Origin of the sequence: Pseudoxanthomonas sp. UTMC 1351 (assembly GCF_040948865.1) — a bacterium.
Classification (GTDB): Bacteria; Pseudomonadota; Gammaproteobacteria; order Xanthomonadales; family Xanthomonadaceae; genus Pseudoxanthomonas_A.
This window is the reverse complement of record NZ_JAVGJT010000001.1, coordinates 24,114-51,002: the sequence shown is the minus strand read 5'-3', so window position 1 is coordinate 51,002 and position 26,889 is coordinate 24,114. Positions and strand designations below refer to the sequence as shown.

Sequence of the window (26,889 nt, the reverse complement as noted above, 5' to 3'; positions counted from 1 at the left end):
GTTGAAAAGCGCTTGATAAAGAGGGAGGCGAAGCAAGAACTTCCAGCTCGTCTCCTCGCCCGCTGCTTTGATGCTCATTTTTCATCGCGCGGATCGTCGCAGGATTAGTTCGGCGAGCTTGTCATAAGCACCGTCGAAATGATGACCGCCTGCCAGCGGTTGTGCATGCACATGCCCTGCCGCAATCTCGGGGCATAGAGAGTCTTTCTCGTCCTGGCCATAGAGGCACAACGTTTCCGCTTCGCGCAATCTGATCACCTCAGGCAATATGGGTAGGCCGTCGTCCTTTCCGATCCAGTTGGCGAGGTGGAATTCGAACGATGCGTTTTGTCCCAATCCCATGAGCACAATCCGCGCGATCAGTACGCGGGATGCGGCGGGCAAGCGATTGACGGCAAAAGGCAACACATCGGCGCCTTGCGAGTAGCCAATCAACAGGACTCGCTTCTTGCTCCAGCGTCCTGCGTAGTAGCGGACGATGCGGTCGAGATCGGTAGCCAAGCCTTTTGGATCGCGCGCTTTCCAGAAGTAGCGCAGCGAATCGAAACTCACGACAGGGATACCTTTGGCAACCAGTGACGCGGCCACTTGCTTGTCCAGCCCGGCCCAGCCGCCATCACCGCTGAGCAGAACGGCGAAGGTGTCGCCGTTTCCGCTGGCTGGCATCTCTATTAGCGGAAGATCGACTAACTTCGCCGGTGGCGGCGGCAGTGCGGCTTTGTAGCGCGTCGCCAACTCGCGGTTGCTGGCTAGAAGCGCAGGCAATGCCGCTTTCTCCCCGTTGTCCCGGTCGCGGTCAGGCAGCACCGATAGCGCGGCGCCGTGGATGCGATCGACGAAGTTGCGTACGTTCGCGCCTGGGCATACGTTCTCATGCGCTCGCTGCAACACCACCCAAGGCTGGGGCATCTCCGGGACCGCCGCCAGCACCGAAACCTCGCCTTCCCCTTCCTCGAAAAAGTGCTTGCCGGCACGTTCGCACAACGGTTTACCCAGGTCGACTCGAGGACAGAACGAAAGCGATATCGCGCCGGAAAACGTATCCTCATCGGCGGCCGCCTGCATGGCATAGGCAAAAGCCGCGCCGGAATCGTAGCCGACCAGCAATGGAGCACGGTAATTCGATTGACGTGCATAGCCTTGCAAGTAGTGTGAGAGGTTCTCCAGATCCCCATCCGGTAACACGCAGTCGCCGCCGCTCTTGCCCAGTGCGGTGCGCAACCGCGGCATGTCGATGCCAGCCACCATCGCACCCTTGCTGCTCAAGGCGCGAGCGGCAACATCCATGCGCTTGTCCCAGCCGCCGTCTCCCGAAAGAAACAGCACGAATTGCCCAGCCTCTCCGGGCGGCCGATACAAAGCGACACGATCGAAAAGTCCATGGGAGATGTACTCCTGCGCATACGCTGGACACTCCGGCAACAGCGCAAGCAAAAGAACAAGCATGAGGCTCCTGGTCATTTCGCGATCACGCCCTTCAAACCACCACTGATCAACGCGGCGATATCGGCCAACAGAAGTAACGGCGCCACACCGCCCGGCGACGCCAGGTAACGCGCTTCCCATTGCGGATCGAATTTTTCCTTGAACGCACGCAGGCCGCGAAAGTTGTAGAAGTTCTCGCCGTGCGCGAACAACAGCCGGCCTCCGCGATGCCAAAAGGGAGCCAGTGGATGTTTGGCCATGCCCGATAGCGGCGCCATGCCCAGCCCGAATCGCTGAAAGCCAAGCTCGCGAAAATGCAGCATCAGTTCGGCGAACAGGAAGTCCATAGTGCCGTAAGGCATCTCGGGCAGATGACGCATCAGGTCGATGCTGACCTCGGCTTTCGTGTCAGTGGTCAATAGCGTGGCGAAGGCGACGATGCGGCCTCCGTGGCGGACCACCGCTACGGGTTGTCTTAGCACGTAGTTGTCCATGAAGGCGCCGACCGAGAAGCGTTTCTCCGCCGCGCGATGTTCGGCCAGCCAGGCATCGGAGACGGCGCGCAATTCTTCAAGAATCGCCGGCACCCCTTCCATCGGCACCACGTCGAGTTCAGCACCTTCGCGTGCGGAACGTTTGGCGCTGTAGCGTAGACCGGAACGCTGTTTGCCTTCCAGAGAGAAATCGGCCAGCGGCACATGGGCATACTCGCCCAGCTTGAACAAACGCAGACCTGCATCCAGATACATCGGCAGCGATTGCGAGCGCACCTGATAGAAACACGCGCGCCCACCCGCTTCCCGCGCAAGCTCGACGAAGCGCCACACCAGCTCAGTTTGCTCCTGCTCCGGCCCTATCGGATCGAACAGGCTGATCCACGAACGTCGTTGACGCCCGAACATCACCAGCGCATTGCCGGATTCGGAAAAAAGAAACCGCTTGTCGCCAGTCAATGCCAGCAGGCTGTCGGCGTTGTCTTGCCGCCGGATGACTTGCTCGGCGCGCGCAAGCGCTGTTGCATCAGGCGCTTGCCAGACCGAGGGCGCTGGCCGCAGCAATTGGCGCATGGCCAATACCAGCGCCAGCAGAGCGATGCCGACCAGCGCGCGCAATGAACGCGGCGCATCGCCATTGAATTCGAATTGCCACCACAGCTCATGGGTGTAATTCACACTCTGGTAGGCGAAGAACAGCAATGCCGTCAGCGCGACAAGAATGCCTCCGATGGCCAGCCACCAGCCCCAGGAGAACGCAACCGAAAACAGCGAAGCCTTGCGCTTGAACTGTTTACGCGAGACCGCCAGCGCCGTCACCAGCGACACCAGCAGGATCGCTTCGCCGATGGCGATGCCTTTGGGCAGTGCCATCAGCAGGCTCATCAATGCCAACCCCAGCCCTGCCCACCATGCCGCGTCCAATCGCGACAACATGCCGCGCGCGACAAACAACAGCGCCAATCCTGCAACGCTGCTAAGAAAGTGCGAAGCCTCCACCAGCGGCAACGGCACATGCAACGCCAGTAACGCCGTGGCTTCTTCGCTGGCCGGCGTTACGCCCGACACCAGCACAACAACCGCGACGACCAGCGTGTAGGCAGCAAGTAGCAAAGGCGCCAGACTGCCAATAGCACGAGTCAGCGGCGCGGCGACCCCGCTGCGCAATTCGTGCAGCATCATCAGCAGCAAGGCCAACACCAGCGGCAGCACGTAGTAAACAAGGCGGTAAAGCACCAGCGCGCCGGCGAGCGCCTCGCCAGGCACTCGCCCGCCAAGCGCGACCAGCATGACCGCTTCGAACACACCCAAGCCGCCCGGCACATGGCTGACGACGCCCAGCACCAGTGCCGCAGCATAAAAGCCGATAAAGCTCGGAAAGCCGATGACGCCATCGGGCAGCAGCACCCACAGCACCGCGCCCGCCGCCATGATATCCAGCACTGACCACAGCAACTGGCGCAGCGCCAGCGATGCTGGCGGCAGGCGTAAGGTAAACCGTCCCAACAGTCGGCGTTCACGGCCGTCGCGACACCACACCAACAAGCTGCCGATTGTCAGCAAGACCAAACATGCGCCGGCCGACAGCAGCCACACCGGGACCCGCATCAGAGAAGCGAGTTCCGGTGCATCCCACAGCAAACCCAAAGCACCTACGGTGCCGACGCCCAACCCAAAGGCCACCGCATTGAAAGCGATAGCCTTGGAAATCTGTGCCGCTTCCACATCCGCGGCACCATAAAGGCGCATGCGCACGGCGCCACCGGTGAACACGCCCAGGCCAATGGTGTTGGTCAGCGCATACGCGATAAAAGATGTCTGCGCGACCAACCGATAAGGCAGCGACACGCCGACGTAGCGCAACGACGAATGGTCGTATCCGCTCAACGCCAAATAGCTTATGACGGTAGCCAGCAAGGCCAGCGCCAGCTCAATCCGGTCGACACTGCGGACGGCGGCTACGACCTGGTCGTAGCTGATTTCCTGCCAAAGGCTTTTGAACGCGAGGGTCAGCAGCCCCGCCAGCACAAGCACGCCGGCCGCCAGCAACCAAGGCTTACCCCGTTGCAGCCAGGGTAGCCATGATGCCGTCTTGAAACCGATGGTCCGCATGCGCGACATGGTCCCTACCCGTTGAGAACATCAATGCGACAGATTTCCATCCATCGCAGTTCCCTGTTTCTTAGCGACTGCTGGGTACCGGCGAAGCTTCCCTGCCATCGCCGCCAGTATCAGGTAAGGACCAGTCGCTTGCGATCAGCCCAGCGACTTCGCTGCTTCGACTACTTTCTCAACGGTGATACCGAAGTGCTTGTACAACGCCTCGGCCGGAGCGGAGGCGCCGAAACCGGTCATGCCGATAACCGCACCATCCAGGCCGACATACTTGCGCCAGAAATCGGTGATACCGGCTTCCACCGCCACCCGCTTGCGCACGGCTTTCGGCAGCACGGACTCGCGGTATTCGGCCGATTGCCGGTCGAACACATCCGTCGACGGCATCGACACCACGCGCGTCTTGAGGCCTTCCGCATCCAGTACGGCCTTGGCCTGCACGGCCAGTCCGACTTCCGAACCAGTACCGATCAGGATGACGTCCGGCGTACCGTCCGCGTCGGCCAGCACATAACCGCCGCGAGCAATATCCGCCACCTGGGTTTCGCTACGTGGCTGGTGCTGCAGGTTCTGGCGCGAGAACACCAGGCAGCTCGGTCCTTCTTTACGCTGGATCGCAGCCCGCCACGACACCGCCGACTCCACCGCATCGCAAGGACGCCATACGTCGTTGTTCGGGATATAGCGCAGCGATGCCAGGTGCTCGATCGGTTGGTGGGTGGGACCATCTTCGCCCAGGCCAATCGAATCGTGCGTGTAGACGTGGATGTTGTGCGCGGGGATCAACGCGCCCATGCGCACCGCGTTGCGGGCGTAATCGCTGAACACCAGGAAGGTGGCATCGAACGGAATGAAGCCGCCATGCAAGGCCAGGCCATTGCTGATCGCGGTCATCGCGAACTCGCGCACGCCGTAGTACACGTAGTTGGCGTCAGGGTCATCGGTAGCCACGGACTTGCTGGCCTTCCACAACGTCAGGTTGGAATGCGCCAGATCGGCCGAGCCGCCGATCAGTTCCGGCAGCAGAGGCGCGAAGGTTTCGATGGCCATCTGCGATGCCTTGCGCGATGCGATGCTCGGGCCGTCGGCCTGCAGCTTGGCAATGTAGGCGTCGGCAGCAGCGGCGAAGTCTTCCGGCAACTCGCCATGCGAACGGCGCGATAGTTCGGCCGCTTCACCGGCGTATTGCGCGGCGTACTTGTCGAACAGCATGTTCCACTGTTCCTCGCGCACCAAGCCACTGTTGCCGGCGCGCCAGCCGTCGTAGATCTCCTGCGGAATCTCGAACGGTCCGTACGGCCATTCCAACGCCTTGCGGGTAGCCTCCAGCTCTTCCTTGCCTAGCGGTGCGCCGTGTGACGACTCCTTGCCGGCTTTGTTGGGTGCGCCAAAGCCAATCGTGGTGCGGCAGCAGATCAGCGTGGGACGATCGTCGGACTTCAGCGCAGTTTCGATGGCCGTCTTGATCTCGACTGGATCGTGGCCGTTGACGTTGCGCACTACCTGCCAGCCATAAGCCTCGAAGCGCGCCGGTGTGTCGTCGGTGAACCAGCCAGCGGTATTGCCATCGATGGAAATCTTGTTGTCGTCCCAGAATGCGATCAGCTTGCCCAGGCCCCAGGTACCGGCGAGCGATGCCGCTTCGTGGGAAATGCCTTCCATCAAACAGCCGTCGCCCATGAATACCCAGGTGCGGTGGTCGACGATGCCGAATTCGGGACGGTTATAGCGTTGGGCCAGCAGCTTTTCCGCCAGTGCGAAGCCGACCGCATTGGCAAAGCCTTGGCCCAGCGGACCGGTGGTGGTTTCAACGCCGGGGGTTTCGTGGCGTTCCGGATGGCCGGCGGTTTTGCTGTGCAGCTGACGGAAATTCTTCAACTCTTCCAGCGGAAGGTCGTAGCCGCTCAAATGCAGCAATGCGTATTGCAGCATCGAGCCATGGCCGTTGGACAAAATGAAGCGGTCGCGGTTGAACCAGTGGGGGTTCTTCGGGCTATGGCTCAGGTAGTCGTTCCATAGCACTTCGGCGATATCGGCCATGCCCATCGGCATGCCGGGATGACCGGATTTGGCGGCTTCCACTGCGTCGGCGGCAAGAAAGCGGATGGCGTTGGCAAGCTGGCGGCGGCCAGGCTTATTGGAGGCAGGCGTCGTCATAGCGAGTTGGGGTGTTCAGGCGGCACCCGGCGGTCTGCGGGCGGCTCATTGTCCCACAGTCTTCCACCGGGACAGAAACCCGCTGGCCGCCACAGTGAATCCCCAGGGAAATCGGCCGCCTATCGGAAATCACATCCCCATTCTTCACGTCCCGGATACACCGGAAACAACGATGCCCTGCTTTAGCAGGGCATCGCTGGGACGAATACCAATATGGAACCTACTCGCGGCCTGGCAACGCGACTTCGCTTCTTTCGCCCTTGGCCACCAAGGTCGCCAACGTCAGATCGCCGGTGACATTAAGTGTGGTGCGGCACATATCCAGGAAGTGGTTGACGCCCAGAATCAAGCCGATGCCGACAGGATTCACTCCCACCATGGCACAGATCAATGCGACCACGGGCAACGAACCGGAGGGCACACCCGCGGTTCCGATGCCACCCAGGATGCACACCAGCATCACCATGAACTGCTGCGTCAGGGTGAGGTCCACACCAAAAAACTGTGCCAGGAACAACACGGTCACGCCTTCGAATAGCGCAGTGCCGTTCTGGTTGGCGGTAGCGCCGACCGTCAGCACGAAGCGCGAAACCTGCCGCGGCAGGCCGAGTTTCTCATCGGCAACGCGCAGGGCGGTGGGCAGAGTAGCGTTGCTGGAGGCGGTGGAGAACGCCATCACCATGGCTTCCTGGCTGCCACGGAAAAACTTGAGGGGCGAAAAGCCGGCCAGCTTCAATGCGATCGAGTAGTTGACGAACAGATGCAGCGCCAACGCCAGCACCACGACGCCGACATAGGCGCCAAGACGGAGCAACAGATCGAAGCCGAAGATCGCGGCCAGGTTGAACATGAAGCAAGCCACCGCGTAGGGCGCCAGCCGGATAACCAGCCCGATCAACGTCATCGATATTTCGAACACGCCTTCGATGATCCGTTTAAGGACATCGGTATTCTTGGATGGCGTCAGCACCAGGCCGACGCCGAACATCACCGCGAAAAACATCAGCGCCAGGATGGAACCGTTGTTGGACGCCGCGCTCAACACATTGTCGGGCACGATGGACAGCAGCATGTCCAGGCCTTTCGGCTGCTTGTCGATGCTGGCGACGATCTGCTGTGCCCTTTCGGCATTCTCGGTCAGCAGTTGCTGCGCCAGCGCCTGGTCCACACCGACGCCTGGCTTCAATACATTGACCAGCACCAATCCCAGCAACACCGCCACTGCCGATAACAGCACCGTGTAGGCCAGCGTTTTCCAGCCGATGCGGCCCAGCGCGCGGATATCGCCCATCTCCGCGATGCCGACCACCAGCGCTGAGAACAGCAGCGGAACGATCAGCATGAAGATCAGGTTGAGGAATGTCTTGGAAAACGGGTTGGTGACGTAAGTTGTGAAGTTTTGGACCCAGCCGGCTTCCGCATTGCCGGTGACATGCACGATCAGGCCGAACAACAGGCCGACGCCGAAGCCGATGGCCATCTTCCAGTGCAGTGGAAGTTTGGATTTGGGATTCTTGGCTTCGGTCATGGGTTTGCCCTGCGAGTGAAGGCAGAAGCTTAGCAAACCCGGTCCGGGCTGCCGTTGCGCAGTGCGCCAGCAGCCGTAAAAAGCGCCTTACTCACGCCTTTTGCATGCCCATTTCGTCATGCAAGTCACGTAACGGCCCGAGCCTTCCCTAGGTCCAGAATCGCGCCAGCCCCTGTCTTTTCTGCTGTGCGAGCGCGCCCTCCCGTTATGTCCGTGGATATAGCGGCGGCAAAGGCTCTTGTGATGGCTTTGCAGTGGCTTTCCACGCCGGTCCTTGGCGAAACGCCTGCCAGACCGCGGCCCGAGCAGCAGGAATATCACCGCCTGCCCAGCAAGCTCGCCGCAGCTGCTCCACTGCATCACGCTGTTTTGGGTTTTCCAATCGTGCAATCAACGCATCCAGATCCTTGGCCGGAGGCGACGCCATGGCGCAAAGAACTTCACCGGCTTCGGCCAGATCGCCAGTGTCCAATACGCGCTTGAGGTCGGACAACGTGCGGGTGGAGGCAGATGCGGGTGTCGTCTCGCCGGTCGATGATGGCGCGGTACGCAGACGTGGCAACGGGCCGCGCTTCCGGAGCGCCCAGATCAGCGTAATCAGCCACAACAAACCGAATCCGGCGGCCAGCCACGGCCAGACCTGAGAAGGAATATTCCGCTGCGCTCCTTCAGCGGTAAAGGCGCCGTCTTCGCTCGCGGCAACCGATGTATCCGGCACTGCCGCAGCCGGTGCAGGGATACCGCCAGCGCTAGCACCTACCTGCAAATCAAGGTCAGGCAGCGATGCCGTCTTGGCGGTACCGGCGCGTACGTCCCACCAGGCCATCGATATTCCCGGAATCACCAGCGCTCCCGTCTTGGACGGTACCACCGAGTAGCGCCGGGTCAATTTCACCTGCGGCGTGCCGGCCACGAATGTTTCGTCGTACTGCGGCGGCTCGGCGAACACTTGCGCGCCTGGAACGGAAGGCGCCGGCATTTCGGGCATTTGAGCTTGAGTGGCACCCAGCGCGGTGACCTCGATGGCCAATGTTGCCGCTTCGCCGGCATGCAGCGATTGGGGTGCCGCTACGTAACGCATGCGTAGATCACGCAGCGGTAGCCATGGCTGCGGCACGGCCGCCGGCTGCGCGCGTACCTGCAATGTGCGTGGCGCGCCATTGATGCGCATTTCGCGGCTGTTGCCACCCAACAGGTCGTCCATCCAGCTGCCGGCGCCGCGGCCTTCGAAACGCGGACCTGGAATGGTCAGCGGGCCGCTGCGTTCGGGCACCAGCAGAAAACGACGCTCGGCGGTGCTGTAGCGGCGGCCGTTGATCTCACGCGTGGATTGGGTGATCTCGCCGACTCGCTGCAGCAACGCGCCTTCAGGAGGATCGAGGTCCAGCTGTCCGGACACCAACGGCACCGCGTAGTACAGGCGCACGGTGACACCGACCGATTGCTGCACATAGGGATTGGCGTCGTCGATTTCGGTTTCCAGGAAGGCCATCGCATTGCTGTTGGCGCTTGGCGTGGTAGTGGTCGCGTTGGCGCCTACCGACAAGGTCAACGGCGCTGTCTGTTGCCCGCCGACACGCAACGATGGTATCCGCAGCTCTCCGGCACGCTTGGGCGCCAGGATGACCGCGTACACGGTTCTCGAAGTCATCCGCCCATTGATCAGGCGCACGCTGCGGCTATTGGATTGGCCTTCCAGCGCGAAGTCGGCCATCAGAGGCGTGAGATCGGGGACGGCGGACACTTCGTCGGTTTCGACATTCAGCGTCACCGATTCACCCAGTGCGACCTGCGGCTGTTCCAGCCAAGCGCGTGCGGCCGCCAATGCGGTGTTGGAGAACAGCGCCAGCAGCAACAGTACGGTGGTAGCAAAAACGCGCTTCATTGCCCTTCCCTCTGTCGACGCTCGTATTCCAGCCGAAATTTGGATTTCAGTAACCCGCCCGGCTCGTCCGGCACGCGCCGCAACCAGGTTTCCAAAGCTTGCCGGCGTTCGCGCTCTTCGGCGGTTTCCGACTGCACTGCCTTATCGGGTTGTTGGCCTTTCTGTTCTTCTCCCTGCTTGCCCGCCATGGCCTGTTGCATGCGTTCGCGCTGGGCGGCATCGGCAGCCTGTTGGGACTTTGCGTCCTGCGGTTCGCTTGGCTGCGGAGCCGTCGGCGCGTTCGAAGCCTTTTCATCCTTCGGCTGCCCGGGCTTGGATGGCGATGGTGATGGTGATGGTGATGGCGAATCTGCGTCCTGGGGTTGGCTTCCGGAATTTTCTTCCGACTCAGTTGGCGACTGTTGTCCGCTCTGGTCCTGGTCCGGCTTCTGTTTCTGGTCCTTGCCTTCGTTGCCTTTTCCCTGCTGGCCTTGGCCACCTGGTTGCTGACGCTTTCGCGCGGCCTCCACTGCGCTGCGATTGGCGATCGCATCCTGCATGCCCGGCTCGCGGGCGAGTGCCTTGTCATAAGCGGAAACCGCTTCGTCGTACTTGCCTTGTTTGGCCAAAGCGTTGCCACGGTTGTACCAACCGGTAGCGGTGTCGATATCGCTGAAGGCTTTCTCGGCTGCGGCAAAGTCGCCTTTGCGATAGTCCTCCGCACCCGAAGCGATACGCGCATGCTGCTGCTGATCGGGGCGGCGCCACCAGTCGCGCTCCGCGGCCTGAGCCGGCAGGGATAGCGGCAATCCCAGGCACAGCACCAGTGCCGCGGCGCCCCCCCCGCGACGGAAGGCAAACAAAGAAAGCGCCAATAGCGGCAGTAATAGCCAATAACCTTCGTCTCGCCACGTCTTGCCAGCTTCGCCACCAGCCGAGGCTTCGGCTGCTTGTGGATTCAACACGCCAAGTGCGCGCAGATCGCCGTCGTCGCGGCTTAGCACTTCAAACTTTCCGCGCCCCGCCGAAGCCAGCGCGCGCAGCGAGCCATCATCGCGCGCGGCATGGCCGATATTGCCTTCGGCGTCGCGATATGCCGCGCCGGCCGGCGTACCCAGGCCCAGGATGGATACACGGAATCCCTGCGCAGCGGCAGCCTGAGCCGCATCGCGTGCTGCCGCATCCGAGCGATCGGTCATCACCAGAATATCGCCGGTGTCATAACCACCTTGCTTCAGCAGCCGCACCGACCATTCGATTGCACGGTCCGCACGCTGCCCATCGATGGGCATCACGTCAGGCGACAGATCATCCAGGAACAGCGAAACATTCGCGGGATCATCGGTCAGCGGCGTTACCGTGAATGCATCGCCCGCGTAAGCCACCAATGCGACCTGCCCGCCCGTGCGGTCCCGCAGCAGGTGCGCGAGTTTGGCGCGGGTTTGTAGCAACCGCGATGGCGGCAGGTCGCCCGCGCTGATACGGCTTGAAAGATCCAGCGCCAACACCAGCGGCGCGCTTGATCGCCACAACGGTTGTTCTTCTTGTCGCCAGCTTGGGCCCGTCATCGCCAACACCGCCAACACATATGTCAGTGTCATTCCCACGAGCGCGCCACGCACACTGCGGTCGCCGCGCGCCAGTAAATGCGGCAGCAGATGCGGGTCGACTTGATTGCGCCAAACATTCTGACGTTGCCGCCGCACCCGCCACAGCGCCCAAAGCAATGGCAGCGCGAGTAGTGCCCACAACCAATGTGGACGCAGGAAATGAAGTGTGGATAGCCAGGCGATCATGACCGATGCCTCGGCCTGTTCGGCAAACTCATCCATGCGAAGCCCAGCAACGCAATCAGCAGAGCGCCGCCTAGCGGCCACGGATAACGTTCTATCCGCGGACGAACGGCTTGCCCGGCACGCTCCACTGGCTCGATGCGATCCAGCTCCGCATAGATCTGCACCAGCTCATCAGTATCGCGGGCGCGGAAGGAACGGCCACCAGTGAGCTGCGCGATCTGTCGTAGCGTAGCTTCATCGATTGCCTCGGGCGCGCTCTGCGGCATTGCCAGGCCGAAAATACTCAACGATCCGCCATCGCTGCCAAAAGCAATGGTGTGCACGCGTATGCCTTCCTGCTGCGCGAGTTCGGCCGCCTTCAACGGCGTGAGCGTTCCCGTGGAATTGACGCCATCTGTCAACAGGACGAGTACGCGCTGACCTTCCGGCTGTCGGCGCAAGCGTTTGACTGCCAGGCCGATCGCATCGCCAATAGCGGTTTCGCGCCCAGCCAGACCGGCAACACTGTCACGCAGTTGTTGACGCACGGTATCCAAGTCCAATGTCAGCGGCGCCATTACATAGGCGCGCTGACCGAAGATCAGCAGCCCCACCCTGTCGCCAGCCCGCCGATCGAGGAAGTCGGCCAACACCGCTTTGGCCGCGGTCAACCGATCCACGACGGCGCCGCCCAGTTCCATGTCCGCCTCTGTCATGCTGCCGGATAGATCCAGCGCCAGCATCAGGTCGCGCCCACTTTGCGGCGGCGAGATGGGTTCGCCGAATTCCTGCGGACGCGCTGCCGCTGTGCACAACAAAAACCAGGCCAGCCAAGCCACGGCGGTCGCGCGCGTTGGCCTGCCGAGACGGCCTCCTGCTCCGGCAATGGCCTCCAGATGCCAGCCCGAAGGAGCCTTCAGGGCATCGGAATCGCTGCGGCGTGCCGGCAGCAGCCATCGCGCCAGCCACGGCAGTGGGAATGCCAGCCACAACCACGGCCAGGCGAATCCCGCGAAACCTTGATAGAAATCCTGGATATCAGGCAACGGCAGGTTCATCGCTTGCCCGCCATCAGCTCCAGAAACCGCGCACGTGCGGCTGCTTTTGCTTGCGCCAGCTGGTGCGCGTCGAGTTCGCGGCGATAACCGCCATCGAGCAGCACACGGCCCGGTCCACGCGAGAAGTCGGTTCCTTGTTTCCCATCGAGAAAGCGCAGCCACTCTTCGCCGTGCAGACGATTGGCTTTGGCGTCCACGCGCCGCGCGGCACGGCGCAACAGCTCGGAAATCGCAGCCGCTTGAAGAGCGGGCTGCGACGCGAGACCCGCTTCATCGAACATGCGCTGCCAAGTTCGCAAACGGCGACGGCGGCGCCACAGCATGATGGCGCCGAAGGCCAGCACCAGCGCCACCGCACCGATGACAAGCCACCAGCCGGGCGCGGGCGGCCACAGCGATGGCGCTGGCGGCACATGCACATCGCGCAGGACCAGAGCTCCGCCTTGCATCAGGCCACCTGTGGCTGCGCACGACCCAGCAGCGGCAACCATGATTCGCTCGGCGCGTCATTGGCCAGCGAATAGGTGCGGACGCCTCGCTGAGGGAGCTTTTCCAGTGCGGACTCCAGCGGCCGCACGAATTCATCGCGCCATCTCTGGCGTTGCGCAGCGACGCTCAAGTCGAGTTCCACCCGGCGGTCACCGATCACGAAAGGCAACACGTCCTCTGGCGGCTCGCGTTCCAGTGCGTCGGTCAATAGAAGCACCATGACCTCGTGATGGGCTGCCAACGCTGGCCAGCGCGTTTCCGGTACAGCGGCAATGCTGCTTGGATCGGCCAACACGATCAACCGCGAACCCGGACGCAACAAACGGCCCGCGTTGTCGAGCGCCGCCGCCAAACCTGCGTCGTCGCGCGGTGGTTGCGCATACCAGCGCACCAACGCATCCAGCACCCGCAGCGCGCCGCGCGGTCCGGATGCTGGCGGCACGGGGGCCTCTTCGGTGCTGCCACGGATTATCGCGATACGATCGCCATCGCGGATCGCCGACCACACCGCCACCGCGCCAGCCCGCGCCGCCTGTACCGATTTGAAGCGCACGCGCGTTCCGAAATACAGGGCTGGCGAGGTGTCCGCGACAAGCAGCGTCAATCGCTCGCGCTCGGCCTGGAACAACTTCGTGTGCGTACGCCCGCTGCGCGCGGTCAGGCGCCAATCGATATGCCGCACATCGTCGCCAGCGACATATTCGCGTGACTCGGCGTACTCCATGCCGCGCCCGCGCAAGCTGGATGCCGACGGACCGGTCAGGTTATGGCTGCCTTTGCGCGCCGGTGCACGACGCTGCGCGACGCGACGCAGTGCCGTTAGTTCCGTGAGCGTGGGCTTCAGACCGTCAGCCACCCGGCACCGCGCCTCGCGATAGCACCGACTCAGTGGCAACAAGGCCGTCGCAACGGCGGGCGATAACGAATAGCCATTTAAGGCACTTCTCGTAGAGCGGAACCGCGCCTCGCGATAGCACCCAGTCAGTAACGATGAGGCCGTTGCAACGGCGCGCCTCGCAGCCGTGCCGTGACGATAGCGATAAGGCCGTCGCAACGCCAGGCGATGGTGAATAAGCGTAAAGGCGCTTCTGGTAGAGCGGAGCTTGCTCCGCTGCTGTCAGTGTATCGGCTCCGGAAACGATCAGCGGAGCGAGCTCCGCTCTACGTGGCTCAGGCGCACCGCTAGACCGTGGACGGCTTTTCAGCAGCGAAGCGGTTACGAAGATGCTACGGCCCTTTTTCATGGCAACGGCACGATGTCGAGCAGGGCGGTCGCCAGCTTATCGCCGTCCCAGCCCTCGGCCGTGGCCTCGTAGCTGGGCAGCACACGGTGACGCAGCACATCGGGTGCGACAGCGCGAATGTCGTCTGGGGTGACATAGTCGCGTCCGGCCAGCCAGGCACGCGCACGGGCGCAGCGCTCCAGCGCGATCGATCCACGCGGGCTGGCACCCCAGGCGATACGCCGGGCCAGTTGCGGGTCGTAACGCCGGGCGTCGCGCGAAGCCAGCACCAGTTCGATCAGATATCGCTCCAGTTGCGGCGCCATATGCAAATCCAACACGGCGGCGCGCGCCGCGAAGACGTCCTCGATCGGCATCTTCTCAAGCACGGGAGCCACCGGCCGCAGCGTGTCTCGGGCGCGGGCACGAGCGAGATTGAGGATCTCCGCCTCCGCTTCCGCCGCCGGATAGCCGATGCGTACATGCATGAGGAACCGATCCAACTGCGCTTCGGGAAGCGGGAACGTACCTTCCTGTTCAATCGGGTTCTGGGTGGCCATCACCAGGAATAACTGCGGCAATGGATAGGTCTGGCGTCCGACCGTCACCTGACGCTCACCCATCGCCTCCAACAGCGCCGACTGCACCTTGGCAGGCGCACGATTGATCTCGTCCGCTAGCAGAATGGGATGGAAAATGGGCCCGGGCTGGAATTCGAAACGGCCGTCCTGCGGACGCCAGACCTCGGTACCGGTTAGATCGGCCGGCAGCAGGTCCGGCGTGAACTGCACCCGCGCGAAATCCGCTTCCAATCGGGAGGCCAACGCACGGATTGCGGTGGTTTTGGCCAGCCCGGGCGCGCCTTCCACCAGTAGGTGGCCGTCCGCCAACAGCGCGATCAGCAGGCTTTCGACCAGCGCCGATTGCCCCACGATCGTTTGCGACAAACCATCGCGCAATGCGCTGAATGCCTGGTGCAGACGGGAGTGGTCCGAATCGTGCAAAGGGAGGGTTGAGCTGGCGGAACTGTCCATCGGCAAGGCTTCATTGCGGTGATGAGCCGATTTTGACCGATGTGCGCGGCGATGGTTCAGGTTTTTCGCGTCGTGGCGCAGTGCGATTCAGGCTTGGTGTCCATGAAGCCTAGCGGCGGCTATGTAGCCTATTCTCGGCCGCACCCGATATGCGTCGCTTTTGGTCGAGTAGCCCGTCCGCCGGGGCCATTTTCTTGTAAAAAAAGGGGGCCTTACGCCCCCTTTTTCTAGCTTCTTTTCCTACTATCAGGGCTTTGCAGCGCCACTGACCCGCAACACCTTCGGCGTAATGAAGATCAGCAACTCAGCCTTTTCCTTGCTGCGACCCTTTTTCTTGAACAGGTTGCCGAGGAACGGCACATCGCCCAGGAACGGCACCTTGGCGACGCTGCTGCGGTCGGAGAACTCATAGACGCCGCCGATTACCACGGTCTGGCCGTCATCGACCAATACGGCGGTGTTGATCTCGCGACGCGCAAGCTCAGGTACCGAGCCGAAATCGCCGAGGTCGATGAAGCGCAGTACTTCGTCCTTCTTCACGTTCAACGACAAAAATACGCGGTTATCGCTGGTGATGGTCGGAATGACCTTCAGTTCCAGCAAAGCTTCCTTGAACTGCACGGTCGGGGTGGCAACGCCAGTGCCGCTACCGGTGACCGTCAGATAGCCGACTTCGCGGCCCTGTTTGATCACGGCTTCGCGCTGGTTGGTAGTGACCAAGCGCGGGTTGGAAATGACTTCGCCGCGCCCTTCTTCTTGCAGAGCTGAGAGCTCCAGATCCAGGGAGAAATTGCTACCTAGCAACGTATAGGCGATAGAGCTGGCAGGATTCTGAGTGAAACCACCCGCCGGCAAGTTGACGTTGAAGCCGCCGCGATTGTTGCTGGTGCCAGTGTTACCAACCGCGGTATCGCCAATTATCGCGGTATTGTCGCCATACTGCCTCGTGCCGGAGATGCCAAACCGCGCACCCAAATCACGCGCAAAGGTGTCGGTGGCAATCACGATCCGGCCTTCGATCAGCACCTGGTCCACCGGGCGATCGATGACGGCGATCAGCTCCCGCATCTGCGCGATCTTCTTGGGGATGTCACTGATCATCAGCGTGTTGGTGCGGTCATCGGCCACGATGCGGCCACGCGACGACAGGAAGCCGTTCTCGTTCTCGCTGTTGCCACCACCACCGCCACCACCACTGTTGCCGCTGTTTCCGATGCCTTTGGCTTCAGTCAGTGCTTTGAAGATCGCGCCGGCGTTGTGATAGTTGATCTGGATGTAGTCCGTAACCAGGTCCTCACGGTTTTCGATTGCGATACGCGCATCTTCCTTGTCCTGTTCGAACTTGGCCAGCTCTGGCTGCGGCGCCACCCAGACCACGCCCCCTTCGCGGCGCTTGTCCAGACCTTTGGCGCGCAAGACGATGTCGAGTGCCTGGTCCCATGGCACATTGACCAGGCGCAACGTGACATTGCCCTGCACCGTATCGGAGGCAACGATATTCAGGTTGGACTCTTCGGCGATCAACTGCAGCACGGTGCGCACCGGCACGTCCTGGAAGTTGAAAGTCACCGGCCGGCCACTGTACGGACGTGCGGTCGCGGCCACCTTGGCGGCCGCAGTAGCCACCGCCGTGGAAGCGGAAGAAGAACCTCCGACTGCCTGCTGTACAGCCCGCGGCACGATCTCCACCACGTATTCGTTACCGGTCTGGTAGGCCAGCGACTCGAAATTACCCTGGGTGCTGAGCACCAATTGCGTACCGCTGCCCTTGGCGTTTGCGTCGATACGCTGCACCGGGGTGGCGAAATCCACCACGTTGAGTGGCCGCTGCAAGGAGGCAGGCAAGGTGGCGTTACCGACATCCACGATGACGTTGGCGCCTTGGTTGCGCAGGTCCGGCATGGCGCCCTGGCCATCGAAACGCAGGATCAAGCGGCCCGCGCCGCCTTCACCTCGGCGGAAATCGATATTGGAGACTGAAACGGTGGCAGGCGTCGCCTTGGTCGAAGCCGCCACGTTAGGTGTGGCGGTCTGCGCTCCAGGAGAGCCAGCGCTGGCAGCACTGGCGGCAGCCAACAAGCCGATAGCCAGTCCCAAAGAGCAAACCCGGTGCAAGGCCAGGCGCCGGGACGGCCGCAGGCTGTAGGCATTCAAAGCGGTCATCGTGTATCCCCCAATCATTGATCTTCAAGCGCGATAGCAGCAGGCCGTTCCAGCCAACCGCCTGCGCCATCCGGCACTAGTTCGACAAGTTCTATGCCATCTTCCCGGACCGCAGTGACACGGCCATCGCTTTGTCCCATGTAAGTACCCGGACGTACGCGATAGGTGACTTTGTCCGGCGCCATTACCAGTGCAATCAAGCCAGGGCCGCGGCCGATGGTGCCGACCATGTCCAGGCTGTCCAGCGGATACTGTTCCAGCGTTTCCTTGCGCCGGTTCGGGTCCGGGCGCAATCCAGGACTATCGCTGTTGTTCCAGGCATCGCTGAAAGGATCCCGCAGGCCTTGAGCGGCGTATTCGAAAGTTTCGAACTGCTGCATCACCGGCAATGGCTCCAGTGGCGGCGCCGGCCGAGCGCGGATGTCGGCAATCCATTTTTCCAGATTGGGCGCGTCACCCGGCGTACTGGTGATGCCACGAGCACAGCCAGCCAACAGCAGCACCAAGCCGGCGAAGGCGGTCCATCGAACCGTGTTATTCGTCCGCTTGCTCATTTCGCGCCCGCCTTCGCCGCATCGGCGGCAGCCTTTTCCTGCTCCTCGATTTCCTTCTCATCGAGGTAGCGGTAGGTCTTGACCGTGCCGGAAAGCTCCAGCGCACCGCGGCTGGAAATGGCGCCCTTGCTTTCCTTCGGCTTCAGCGAGATGTCGTGCATGGTCAGGATGACCACACGCGGTAACGATGCCACGCCGCTGACGAATGCACCGAACTGGTGGTAGCTGCCCACCATACGTAGCGCGATTGGTTTTTCGGCATAGAACTCTTTGGGCGTTTCTGGTCCCGGCTGGAACAACTCATTCGCCAACCCGCTGGATAGCGCCGTCTGCGAAATGTCGATGATCAGATCCGGCATTTCCGTCTTGCTGGGCAACTGACGCAGCATCTGCTGCAGCACCTGCTCCATTTGCGCAAGCTGCTGCTTCAATGGCTCCAGATTGGCAGCCTTGCCCTGCTCGGTTTCGAACTTGGCGCGCAGCGTGACTTCTTGCCTTTCCAATCCCTCCAACGTTTCCACCTTGCCCCTGACCAGCAGCAGATAGGCGAATGCCAGGATGAATATGGCGAGCAAGACGCAGAAACCGATCTTGGCGTTCTGCGGCCAGCCGCCGATGTTGTTGAAATCGAGGTTCTTAAGCGATGTCTTTTTCTGGTTCATGGTCGCTTCCTCAATTCGCCGGTGCCGCACTGGCGGGCTGCTGAGCCGGCGCCGGAGCTGGACTTGCGGCGGGCGCTGACGGCGCCGCAGCCGGATTCATGGAAGCGGGAGCGGCGCCTTCCGGAGCAACCGGCGCCGGTGCAGCCGCCGCTTGTCCGGTTGTTTCCACTGCCGCGCCATCCGCAGGAACGCTACCGTCGTCTTCCGTCTTGGCATTCGGGTTGGCAAGGCGGACCTGAAGCGTGAATGCGTAAGGCAGTTCGCGGCTCTGGCTGGTCGCCAACGGGGTTTTGCCGTCTTCCGGCTTCGCCTCGATGATTGACAGGTCAGGCTTGGTCATCCAGCCGGAACTTTCCAGATTGCGCATGTAGGCACTGACGCGCGCATTGGATTGGGCGCGGCCTTGCAGCGTCAGTACCTCGCCTTCCTGCTTGATGTTGGCCAACGCCAGGCCGTCAGGCACGGTGCGGACGAGAGAGTCGAACAAATGGACCATCTGCGAGCGGTTGGCCTGCAGTTCCTCGATGACTTTCTTGCGGGCCAACAACCGGTCCTTCTGCTTGTCCAGTTCCTTGATCTGCTCGTTCTGCGCTTCGACCTTCTTGATTTCTGTTTCCAGAAACTGATTGCGCGCCTGCTGGCCGCTGATCTGGCGGTCGTAGTGAAACCAGAGCAAGAAAGACAGCAACACGCCAGCGAAGGCTGCGATGCCCAGCATGGCGTAGAACTCGCGCTGCCGCTGGACGCGCCGCTCGGCGCGCCAGGGAAGTAGATTGATTTTTGCCATCAGTCCAAGCTCCTCAAAGCCAAGCCGGTGGCGATCATCAGTGCCGGAGCATCCTGCGCCAGCGCATGCGCCTGCACACGGGGGCCGAGGGTCATCTGCGCCAGCGGATTGGCGACGACAGTGGCCACGCCCAACTGTTCCTCGACCATCTCCGGCAGGCCCTGCAGTGCGGCGCAACCGCCCGCCAGCACCACCTGATCGACCCGATTGAATTCGCTACCGGCGTAGAAGAACTGCAGCAGACGGCTGATCTGCTGGACGGTGGCTTCCTTGAACGGTTCCAGCACTTCGATTTCGTAGCTTTCCGGCAAGCCGCCCTGGCGCTTGGCCAAGCCGGCTTCCTCGTAGGTCAGGCCATAGCGGCGCATCACTTCGTCAGTGAGCTGCTTGCCGCCGAACACCTGTTCGCGGCTGTACAGGCTACGGCCACGGCGCAGGACATTCAGCGTGGTCATGGTGGCGCCGACATCGACCAGAGCAACCACACCATCCTGTGGAATCGGCAGATCGCTGGCCAACAACGCAAATGCATTCTCGACCGCGAAAGCCTCCACATCCATGACCTTGGCGGTCAATCCGCCCAGCTCCAGGGCTGATTGCCGCAGCTCGACGTTCTCCGAGCGCGAGGCCGCCAGCAGCACCTGCACCATCTCGGGGTTGTTGGGCATGGGACCCAGCACCTCGAAATCGAGGTTCACTTCCTCGATCGGGTACGGAATGTAGTTCACCGCTTCGAGTTCGATCTGGGCTTCCAGATCGTTCTCGTCAAGATCCGCCGGCATGGGGATGATCTTGGTGATCACTGCCGACCCAGCTACCGCGGCGGCGGCGTACTTGGCCTTGCTGCCTGAGCGCGTCACCGCTCGGCGTATGGCTTCGCCCACCGCCTCGACCTCGACGATGTTCTTTTCCACCACCGCGTTAGGCGGCAGCGGCTCGACCGCGTAGTGTTCCACGCGATAGCGGTTACCGACGCGGGAAAGCTGAAGTAGCTTGACCGCAGTCGAACTGATGTCGACGCCAATAAGCGGCGACTGGCTTTTTGGGATGAGCCCCACGGTCTTTCCCCTTCCGACGGGCAATGGACGATATTGCTGACGCCCACATTAATAACTAACTTTTTACGCTTGGCAACCTATGTTTTCGTGGCTGTGCGGCTTGTCACGTTTCACGAAGGTTGTCCCCCAAGTCCCTGTTTCCCCCGGGATCGCCTCAGGCGGGCCCATCGCTCATCTATACTCTGACCCCAAGAATTCTGCAATCGGAAAGCACTGGATGCCCCGTTTCCGTCGTTTGATCCGGTGGGCGCTCATCGCGTTCGTCGGCGTCTCCCTGCTGGGCCTTATCGGCCTGGGTAGCCTTTATTACGTGGTTTCCTCCAAATTGCCCGACGTTCCGTCGCTGCGCAACGTGGAGCTGCAGGAGCCTCTCTACGTATACGCGAGCGATGGCCGGCTGATCGGCTTGTTCGGCGAGACCCGGCGCTACCCCGTGGCGATCGCGAAGGTGCCAGACAAGGTCAAGCAGGCCTTCATCGCCGCCGAGGACTCCCACTTCTATACCCACAACGGCATCGACTACACCGGCATCGGCCGGGCCGTCTGGCAGATCGTCAGTCGCAAGGAAGGCCGCGTAGCGGGCGGCAGCACCATCACCCAGCAGGTAGCGCGGCAGTTCTTCCTCAGTTCCGAGTACAGCTATACCCGCAAGCTGGTGGAGATGATGCTGGCGATGCGCATCGAGGAGGATCTGACCAAGGACGAGATCCTGGAGCTGTACCTCAACAAGAGCTTTTTCGGTAATCGGTCCTATGGCGTGGCCGCCGCTGCCGAGTACTACTACGGCAAACCGCTGGACCAGCTGACATTGGCGGAAGCCGCCACGTTGGTCAGCGCGCTGAAGTTTCCGTCCAGCGGCAACCCCATCAGCAACCCGGAACGGAACCATCAGCGCAGCGTCTACGTCATTGACCGGATGCTCGAGGACCGCTACATCACCGCCGCCGAGGCCGCCCACGCCAAGGCCGAACCGATGCATGCCAAACCGCACGAGCGGCCGGTGGAGGTCTATGCGCCTTTCGTTGCCGAAATGGTGCGCCAGGAAATGATCGCCCGCTTTGGGGGGGACATCCTGACCAAGGGTTATCACGTCACCACCACCATCGACGCCAGCTTGCAGTTGGCCGCCGATCAAGCGGTGCGCGACGGACTGGAACTCTATGACCGCCGCCATGGTTGGAACGGCGTGGAGCGCCATTTCGACATCGCCGCCGATGCGGACACAGCGGCAATCGCCGCGCAGCTCAACGGGGTTCCGCCGCAGGCCGGCCTGATTCCCGGCATCGTCGCGAGCACGCACAGCGACGGCGGCGCGACGCTGGTGCTGGCCAATGGCACCGAACTGGTGTTGCCCGCCTCGGCCAGCCGATGGACCAATCGCACACCCGCCAAACTGTTCAAGCGCGGTGACGTGGCGCGCATCAAAGCGGGCAAGGCCGAGGGCGAATTCGTTCTGGCCCAGCTACCGCGTGCGCAGGCTGCGCTGGTATCGCTGGATGCCAACAATGGGGCATTGCGCGCGCTGATTGGTGGCTACAGCTTCGCCGGCAACAAGTTCAACCGCGCCACACAGGCGCGTCGCCAGCCAGGCTCCAGCTTCAAGCCCTTCCTCTACGCGGCTGCATTCGAGAAAGGCTTCAACCCGGCCTCGATCGTGCTGGATGCGCCAGTGGTGTTCCGCGACCGTCGCGGCCATATGTGGCGACCGCAGAACGATGGCGGCGGGTTCCGCGGGCCGATGCGTCTGCGGGAAGCGCTGGTGCAGTCGCGCAACCTGGTGCCTGTGCGCCTGTTGGATGGCATTGGTGTTCCGTTCGCCCGCAAGTACATCAGCCAGTTCGGATTCGAAGAGGCCGAGCTTCCGCCCAACTTGTCGATGTCGCTGGGAACCGCCTCGCTGACGCCGCTGTCGGTTGCGCGCGGCTATGCGGTGTTCGCCAATGGCGGCTCGCGAGTCACGCCATGGTTCATAGACGAAGTGAAGGACCGTGAGGGCAATGTGGTTTTCAAAGAAAATCCTGCTATTGCCTGCCGCGGCTGCGGGCAATCGCAACACGGCACCGCCAGTCCTGCCAGCAACGTGGTGGACGGCTTCAATCTTGGACCGCTGCAGTCCTCGGCGCCTAAACCCGAAGCGACCACCAAACCCGTCGAACCCGAAAAACCCGTTGATCCGAACACCGTCACCGCGCCACGCGCCATCGACGAACGCACCGCCTATCAACTGATTTCCATGATGCGCGATGTGGTCCAACGCGGAACCGGCACTGCGGCCAAGGTGCTGAATCGCGAGGATGTCGGTGGCAAGACCGGCTCGACCAACGACCATCGAGATGCTTGGTTTTCGGGCTTTGGCGGTCCGTATGCGACCACCGTGTGGGTCGGGCGGGACGACTTCCGTTCGTTGGGCTATCGCGAATACGGCGGCAAAGCCGCCCTGCCCATCTGGATCAACTACATGCGCGTGGCGCTGAAGGATAAGCCCATCGCCGCGAACGATCCGCCTGAGGGAATGGTGCAAGTCACCCTCAATGGCGCAACCGAATGGATCAAGGTCGAAGACATGGAGCGCATCCAGAGCTTCGATCTGTTCGGCCCGGAAGATGCGGTGCCGGACGAAGCCGCATTCGATATCTTCTGAGTTGTTGATCACGAAACGTTGACGAGGAAGGCGGATGCGCCGCCTTCCTCGCCATCAGATGTTCATGGAATATCGTGTACAGTCGCCGCAAGTCACGACGCGGAGGCTCACCATGCATCACGCTCGTCAGCACGCTGAGACCCGCACCCGCGAACGCCGTCGCCGTCTCGCCCATGAGGCGGCCCGATTGATGGCCGAAGGCGGCATTCGCGATTTCCATCAGGCCAAGCTCAAAGCCGCCAGCCGACTGGGCATCCATGACGACGCCTCACTGCCGCGCAATCGCGAAATCGAGGATGCCTTGCGCGAATACCAGCGCTTGTTCGCGGGCGAATCGCACTCCGCCGGGCTGCGCACGCGTCGCGAAGCGGCCGCGCGCGCACTGGCATTCTTCGAGCCGTTTTCGCCCCGCTTGATCGGTCCCGTCCTCGACGGCACGGCTGATGCCAACTCGCCCGTGCATCTGCATCTGCACAGTGACGACCTGGATGCTGTCGCACGCTTCCTGGAAGAGCATCGTATTCCCGCGGAATCGCGCAGCCGCCGCCTACGCATGGACCGGGAGCGCAGCGCCGATCTGCCGGTATGGGTTTTCAGCGCCGAGGACCTGACCTTCGACATCACGGTGCTGCCGCACGATGCGTTGCGACAGGCGCCATTGTCCAGCATCGATGAAAAGCCGATGAAACGCGCTTCGGCGACGCAGCTGCGACAGCTGTTGGCGGAAGAAGAGATCGCGGGCTATGAAGCGGACACCCGTCATGCCGCAGGCTAGGATGTTTTTGCAGCCATTGCCCGGAATCAATCACCTGCCACCAACCGTCTCGTAAGAGCGCCGTCTCGGCGCGAGCTTATCGGCGTTGCCTGCCCGCTGAGGAAGAGCTCGCAGCGGGACGCCGCTCCTACCTTGCGGAAATCGGTGCCACAACGGCGAGAGACGATACTGGCCTTAATGAATCGTATTTCTTCAAACGGGTCACATGCCAGAAAAAAAGCCCCGCGATGCGGGGCTTTTTCTACTTAAATCAAGATCAGTATTTTCAGCGCTGATCCAGGCTCTTGTAGTCGCGCACATCGTAGCCGGTGTAGATCTGGCGCGGGCGGCCGATCTTGGCTTCGGGATCGACCTGCTGTTCCAGCCAGTGCGCGACCCAGCCGGCGGTGCGGCCGATGGCGAACATCACCGTGAACATCTCGGTGGGAATCTTCAACGCCTTGTAGATGATGCCGCTGTAGAAATCGACATTGGGATAAAGCTTGCGCTGCACGAAGTAGTCGTCCTTCAGCGCGGCTTCTTCCAACCGCATAGCCACTTCCAGCAGCGGATCGTCGACGCCCAGTTCGCCCAGGACCTTGTGGGTCATTTCTCGAATGATCTTGGCGCGCGGGTCGAAGTTCTTGTACACGCGATGGCCGAAGCCCATCAAGCGAAAACCGGACTCCTTGTCCTTGGCCTTGGCCACGGCCGAAGCCACGTTCTTGGCGTCGCCGATCTCTTCCAGCATCTTCAGCACCGCTTCGTTGGCGCCGCCATGCGCCGGTCCCCATAGCGCGGCGATGCCAGCGGCAACCGAAGCGTAGGGATTAGCGCCGGTGGAACCGACCAGACGCACGGTGGAAGTGGATGCGTTCTGCTCGTGGTCCGCATGCAGAATGAACAACAGATCGAGCGCCTTGGCGACCACCGGATTCAGTTCCAACGGCTCGCTGGGCACTTCGAACATCATGTGCAGGAAGCGGCTGACGTAGTCCAGGTTGTTGCGCGGATAACGGATCGGCCAGCCAATCGAATAGCGGTACGCGGCAGCGGCGATCGTCGGCACCTTGGCGATCAGGCGAATCGCGGCCAGGCGGCGCTGTTCCGGATCGTTGAGGTCCAAGGTGTCGTGGTAGAACGCCGACAGCGAGGCCACGGAGCCGCACAACATGGCCATCGGGTGCGCGTCATAGTGGAAGCCGCCCAGGAAGTTCTTCAGCGACTCATGCATCATCGTGTGATGCGTGACTTCATGATCGAACGCTTCGAACTCCGTCTTGCTGGGCAGTTCGCCGTTCATCAGCAGATACGCCACTTCCAGGAAGCTGGAGTTCTTCGCCAACTGCTCAATGGGATAGCCGCGGTACAACAACACGCCGTTGTCGCCATCGATGTACGTAATGGCGGACTTGCAGCTGGCGGTAGCGGTAAAACCCGAGTCGTAAGTGAAAAGCCCGGTTTCTTTGGTCAGCTTGGAAACGTCGATGCAATCATTGCCAAGCGTGGGCTTGAGTACTGGCAGGGCTACCGATTTGTCGCCTGCATTCAGCGTGACCTGGTCAAATTCGGACACAGTGTGCGCTCCTTCATGGGGGTTCGCCGACCGGTTACCCAGGCGACGTGTGACGGGAGTCCATGGAATTAACCCTGGATAACCAAATTATCGCATACCGTATTTGGAGCCGTCGCTCTGAAACGGACCAAAATCAGACCAAAGAATGAGACCGGTCGGTAATGGGCCCGCGGCGCCTGTTACTTATTTCGGCGCAAACGCAAACGGCCGCGCAATGCGCGGCCGCTGTGCAGCGAAGACAGTAATGATCAGCGCGCGTAGCGCTTCTGGAACTTGTCGATACGGCCGCTGGTATCCATGACCTTGTGCTTGCCCGTGTAGAACGGGTGCGAGGCCGAGGAGATTTCGACCTTGATCAGCGGATATTCTTTGCCGTCTTCCCACTTCGTGGTTTCCTTGCTGCTCAGGGTCGAGCGCGTCAGGATCTTGAAGTCGGAGGTGACGTCGAAAAAGACGACGTCGCGGTATTGGGGATGGATGTCGGCCTTCATGGCGGGCACCGGGTTTCAGGAAGGGAAGAGCGGCATTTTAGCCCGCTCACCGCCCCCAGCGCAACCCGGTCTTTCGGCGGATTCCTCAGACTGCCGCCAGTGCCGCCCGGATCAAGCCTTCGAACCGCTCCTGGTCGTAGCGCATCAGAATGTTGGCTTTGTCCGGATGGCCACCTTCCCGCCGCCAATCGACCACGGTAGCGCCACGCGCATGGCTGCCTTGCAGTTCGACGGCCACCGGCCGCTCCAGCAGCTCCTGGGCGCCTTGCGGCTCCAGCACGAACGCCATCGCCAGCGCGTCAGCGGCATACCAATAGTCGCCACGGCGGTCGATCGACCACAACCGCGTCTTCTCCGAGATGCCGGCGTAGAACCGGGCACGAGCCGAATCGGCGCTCAGCCAGTCGACCACTTTGTCATGGTGCAGGCCGTGGGCGATGGTCGCTTCCCAGTCGGCCAGATCGAATCGCCCGAACGCCTCAAAGACCACGTGGGCAGCCTCGGGGTCGAAGTAGATATTGAACTCGGCCGCCGGGGTGATATTGCCGTGCCCGGTTACCGCGCCCCCCATCACGACGAAGCGCGCAACCCGTTGCGGCAAGGTGGGGTCGAGCTTGAGCGCCAGGGCGATATTGGTCAGTGGCCCCAGCGCCACCAGCACCAGCTCGCCGGCATGCGCATGGGATAAGCGAAGCAACGCCAGCGCCGCGTGCTCGCTTTCTGCCACACGGGATGAAGACACATAGCCGATGTCGCCAAACCCGTCGCGGCCGTGGACGTAGGCCGCGTCGCGCGCCGGGTGCAGCAGCGGCTGGGCGCAGCCGGCGAAGACCGGCACATCATCACGACCTACGATTTCGCATAACTTCAGCGCGTTGCGCACGGTGTGATCCAGGCCAACGTTGCCAGCGGCGATGGTCAGACCGACGATCTCGTGCCTGGGATCGTTGAACGCCATCAGCAACGCCAACGCATCATCCACACCGGGGTCGGTATCGATCAGCAAGGGAATTTTCTTCGCCATATCTCTTCGCTCTGTAT

20 protein-coding genes are annotated in these 26,889 nt (G+C 61.9%); 2 read left to right on the top strand and 18 right to left on the bottom strand.

Annotation, left to right across the window (positions count from 1 at the left end; genetic code table 11):
• Positions 1-81: 81 nt before the first annotated feature.
• From AB6O04_RS00210 to AB6O04_RS00140, 15 genes are all read right to left on the bottom strand, one after another.
• Positions 82-1,446: an AcvB/VirJ family lysyl-phosphatidylglycerol hydrolase gene (locus AB6O04_RS00210; protein ID WP_368561597.1), complete on the bottom strand. Its 1,365-nt coding sequence runs from the start codon at positions 1,444-1,446 to the stop codon at positions 82-84.
• A gap of 11 nt (positions 1,447-1,457) precedes the next feature.
• Positions 1,458-4,040: a bifunctional lysylphosphatidylglycerol flippase/synthetase MprF gene (mprF, locus tag AB6O04_RS00205; protein ID WP_368561596.1), complete on the bottom strand. Its 2,583-nt coding sequence runs from the start codon at positions 4,038-4,040 to the stop codon at positions 1,458-1,460.
• Positions 4,041-4,175: 135 nt separating this feature from the next.
• Complete coding sequence (gene tkt, locus AB6O04_RS00200; protein WP_368561595.1) at positions 4,176-6,191, bottom strand: transketolase; 2,016 nt, start codon at positions 6,189-6,191, stop codon at positions 4,176-4,178.
• A gap of 220 nt (positions 6,192-6,411) precedes the next feature.
• Positions 6,412-7,719 (bottom strand): dicarboxylate/amino acid:cation symporter, encoded by a 1,308-nt coding sequence (locus AB6O04_RS00195; protein ID WP_368561594.1) that lies wholly within the window; start codon positions 7,717-7,719, stop codon positions 6,412-6,414.
• 205 nt (positions 7,720-7,924) lie between these two features.
• A complete protein-coding gene (locus tag AB6O04_RS00190) occupies positions 7,925-9,604 on the bottom strand; it encodes a BatD family protein (RefSeq protein WP_368561593.1) in 1,680 nt (559 codons plus the stop codon).
• The gene (locus tag AB6O04_RS00185; protein ID WP_368561592.1) at positions 9,601-11,415 is read right to left on the bottom strand and encodes a tetratricopeptide repeat protein; all 1,815 of its coding nucleotides are present in this window, start codon (positions 11,413-11,415) and stop codon (positions 9,601-9,603) included. The genes AB6O04_RS00190 and AB6O04_RS00185 overlap by 4 nt, the downstream gene beginning before the upstream one ends.
• Complete coding sequence (locus AB6O04_RS00180) at positions 11,376-12,416, bottom strand: VWA domain-containing protein (RefSeq protein ID WP_368561591.1); 1,041 nt, start codon at positions 12,414-12,416, stop codon at positions 11,376-11,378. The genes AB6O04_RS00185 and AB6O04_RS00180 overlap by 40 nt, the downstream gene beginning before the upstream one ends.
• Entirely contained in the window at positions 12,413-12,865 is a 453-nt protein-coding gene (locus AB6O04_RS00175) for a DUF4381 domain-containing protein (RefSeq protein ID WP_368561590.1), read from the bottom strand. The genes AB6O04_RS00180 and AB6O04_RS00175 overlap by 4 nt, the downstream gene beginning before the upstream one ends.
• Positions 12,865-13,761 (bottom strand): DUF58 domain-containing protein, encoded by an 897-nt coding sequence (locus AB6O04_RS00170; RefSeq protein ID WP_368561589.1) that lies wholly within the window; start codon positions 13,759-13,761, stop codon positions 12,865-12,867. The genes AB6O04_RS00175 and AB6O04_RS00170 overlap by 1 nt, the downstream gene beginning before the upstream one ends.
• A 384-nt stretch (positions 13,762-14,145) precedes the next feature.
• Positions 14,146-15,162, bottom strand: coding sequence for an AAA family ATPase (locus tag AB6O04_RS00165; protein ID WP_368561588.1), 1,017 nt, complete (start codon positions 15,160-15,162; stop codon positions 14,146-14,148).
• Positions 15,163-15,408: 246 nt separating this feature from the next.
• On the bottom strand, positions 15,409-17,325 hold the full coding sequence (locus AB6O04_RS00160; protein ID WP_368561587.1) for a type IV pilus secretin PilQ: 1,917 nt from the start codon (positions 17,323-17,325) through the stop codon (positions 15,409-15,411).
• A 14-nt stretch (positions 17,326-17,339) separates the two neighbouring features.
• Positions 17,340-17,879: a pilus assembly protein PilP gene (locus tag AB6O04_RS00155; RefSeq protein ID WP_368561586.1), complete on the bottom strand. Its 540-nt coding sequence runs from the start codon at positions 17,877-17,879 to the stop codon at positions 17,340-17,342.
• Positions 17,876-18,541, bottom strand: coding sequence for a type 4a pilus biogenesis protein PilO (locus AB6O04_RS00150; protein WP_368561585.1), 666 nt, complete (start codon positions 18,539-18,541; stop codon positions 17,876-17,878). The genes AB6O04_RS00155 and AB6O04_RS00150 overlap by 4 nt, the downstream gene beginning before the upstream one ends.
• Before the next feature lie 10 nt (positions 18,542-18,551).
• The gene (locus AB6O04_RS00145; RefSeq protein WP_368561584.1) at positions 18,552-19,328 is read right to left on the bottom strand and encodes a PilN domain-containing protein; all 777 of its coding nucleotides are present in this window, start codon (positions 19,326-19,328) and stop codon (positions 18,552-18,554) included.
• On the bottom strand, positions 19,328-20,386 hold the full coding sequence (locus tag AB6O04_RS00140; protein WP_368561583.1) for a pilus assembly protein PilM: 1,059 nt from the start codon (positions 20,384-20,386) through the stop codon (positions 19,328-19,330). The genes AB6O04_RS00145 and AB6O04_RS00140 overlap by 1 nt, the downstream gene beginning before the upstream one ends.
• A 217-nt stretch (positions 20,387-20,603) precedes the next feature.
• Here AB6O04_RS00140 and AB6O04_RS00135 point away from each other — a divergent pair, with 217 nt between their 5' ends.
• Together AB6O04_RS00135 and AB6O04_RS00130 are read left to right on the top strand one after the other, a co-directional pair.
• The gene (locus tag AB6O04_RS00135; protein ID WP_368561582.1) at positions 20,604-23,027 is read left to right on the top strand and encodes a penicillin-binding protein 1A; all 2,424 of its coding nucleotides are present in this window, start codon (positions 20,604-20,606) and stop codon (positions 23,025-23,027) included.
• Positions 23,028-23,139: 112 nt separating this feature from the next.
• Positions 23,140-23,802, top strand: a complete 663-nt coding sequence (locus AB6O04_RS00130) for a hypothetical protein (RefSeq protein WP_368561581.1) — start codon at positions 23,140-23,142, stop codon at positions 23,800-23,802.
• Between the two features lie 265 nt (positions 23,803-24,067).
• Here the strand turns inward: AB6O04_RS00130 and AB6O04_RS00125 are convergent, their stop codons facing one another.
• From AB6O04_RS00125 to AB6O04_RS00115, 3 genes are all read right to left on the bottom strand, one after another.
• On the bottom strand, positions 24,068-25,357 hold the full coding sequence (locus AB6O04_RS00125; RefSeq protein WP_368561580.1) for a citrate synthase: 1,290 nt from the start codon (positions 25,355-25,357) through the stop codon (positions 24,068-24,070).
• Between the two features lie 248 nt (positions 25,358-25,605).
• Positions 25,606-25,848: a type B 50S ribosomal protein L31 gene (locus AB6O04_RS00120; RefSeq protein ID WP_337342638.1), complete on the bottom strand. Its 243-nt coding sequence runs from the start codon at positions 25,846-25,848 to the stop codon at positions 25,606-25,608.
• 85 nt (positions 25,849-25,933) lie between these two features.
• Positions 25,934-26,872, bottom strand: coding sequence for a nucleoside hydrolase (locus AB6O04_RS00115; RefSeq protein WP_368561579.1), 939 nt, complete (start codon positions 26,870-26,872; stop codon positions 25,934-25,936).
• Positions 26,873-26,889: the final 17 nt, after the last annotated feature.

Coding starts and splice junctions, on each gene's coding strand:
- AB6O04_RS00165 (WP_368561588.1), bottom strand. CDS start 15,162: ATGGACAGTTCCGCCAGCTCAACCCTCCCTTTGCACGATTCGGACCAC.
- AB6O04_RS00155 (WP_368561586.1), bottom strand. CDS start 17,879: ATGAGCAAGCGGACGAATAACACGGTTCGATGGACCGCCTTCGCCGGC.
- AB6O04_RS00135 (WP_368561582.1), top strand. CDS start 20,604: ATGCCCCGTTTCCGTCGTTTGATCCGGTGGGCGCTCATCGCGTTCGTC.
- tkt (WP_368561595.1), bottom strand. CDS start 6,191: ATGACGACGCCTGCCTCCAATAAGCCTGGCCGCCGCCAGCTTGCCAAC.
- AB6O04_RS00145 (WP_368561584.1), bottom strand. CDS start 19,328: ATGGCAAAAATCAATCTACTTCCCTGGCGCGCCGAGCGGCGCGTCCAG.
- AB6O04_RS00120 (WP_337342638.1), bottom strand. CDS start 25,848: ATGAAGGCCGACATCCATCCCCAATACCGCGACGTCGTCTTTTTCGAC.
- AB6O04_RS00115 (WP_368561579.1), bottom strand. CDS start 26,872: ATGGCGAAGAAAATTCCCTTGCTGATCGATACCGACCCCGGTGTGGAT.
- AB6O04_RS00175 (WP_368561590.1), bottom strand. CDS start 12,865: ATGCAAGGCGGAGCTCTGGTCCTGCGCGATGTGCATGTGCCGCCAGCG.
- AB6O04_RS00180 (WP_368561591.1), bottom strand. CDS start 12,416: ATGAACCTGCCGTTGCCTGATATCCAGGATTTCTATCAAGGTTTCGCG.
- AB6O04_RS00185 (WP_368561592.1), bottom strand. CDS start 11,415: ATGGATGAGTTTGCCGAACAGGCCGAGGCATCGGTCATGATCGCCTGG.
- AB6O04_RS00130 (WP_368561581.1), top strand. CDS start 23,140: ATGCATCACGCTCGTCAGCACGCTGAGACCCGCACCCGCGAACGCCGT.
- mprF (WP_368561596.1), bottom strand. CDS start 4,040: ATGTCGCGCATGCGGACCATCGGTTTCAAGACGGCATCATGGCTACCC.
- AB6O04_RS00210 (WP_368561597.1), bottom strand. CDS start 1,446: ATGCTTGTTCTTTTGCTTGCGCTGTTGCCGGAGTGTCCAGCGTATGCG.
- AB6O04_RS00150 (WP_368561585.1), bottom strand. CDS start 18,541: ATGAACCAGAAAAAGACATCGCTTAAGAACCTCGATTTCAACAACATC.
- AB6O04_RS00195 (WP_368561594.1), bottom strand. CDS start 7,719: ATGACCGAAGCCAAGAATCCCAAATCCAAACTTCCACTGCACTGGAAG.
- AB6O04_RS00190 (WP_368561593.1), bottom strand. CDS start 9,604: ATGAAGCGCGTTTTTGCTACCACCGTACTGTTGCTGCTGGCGCTGTTC.
- AB6O04_RS00160 (WP_368561587.1), bottom strand. CDS start 17,325: ATGACCGCTTTGAATGCCTACAGCCTGCGGCCGTCCCGGCGCCTGGCC.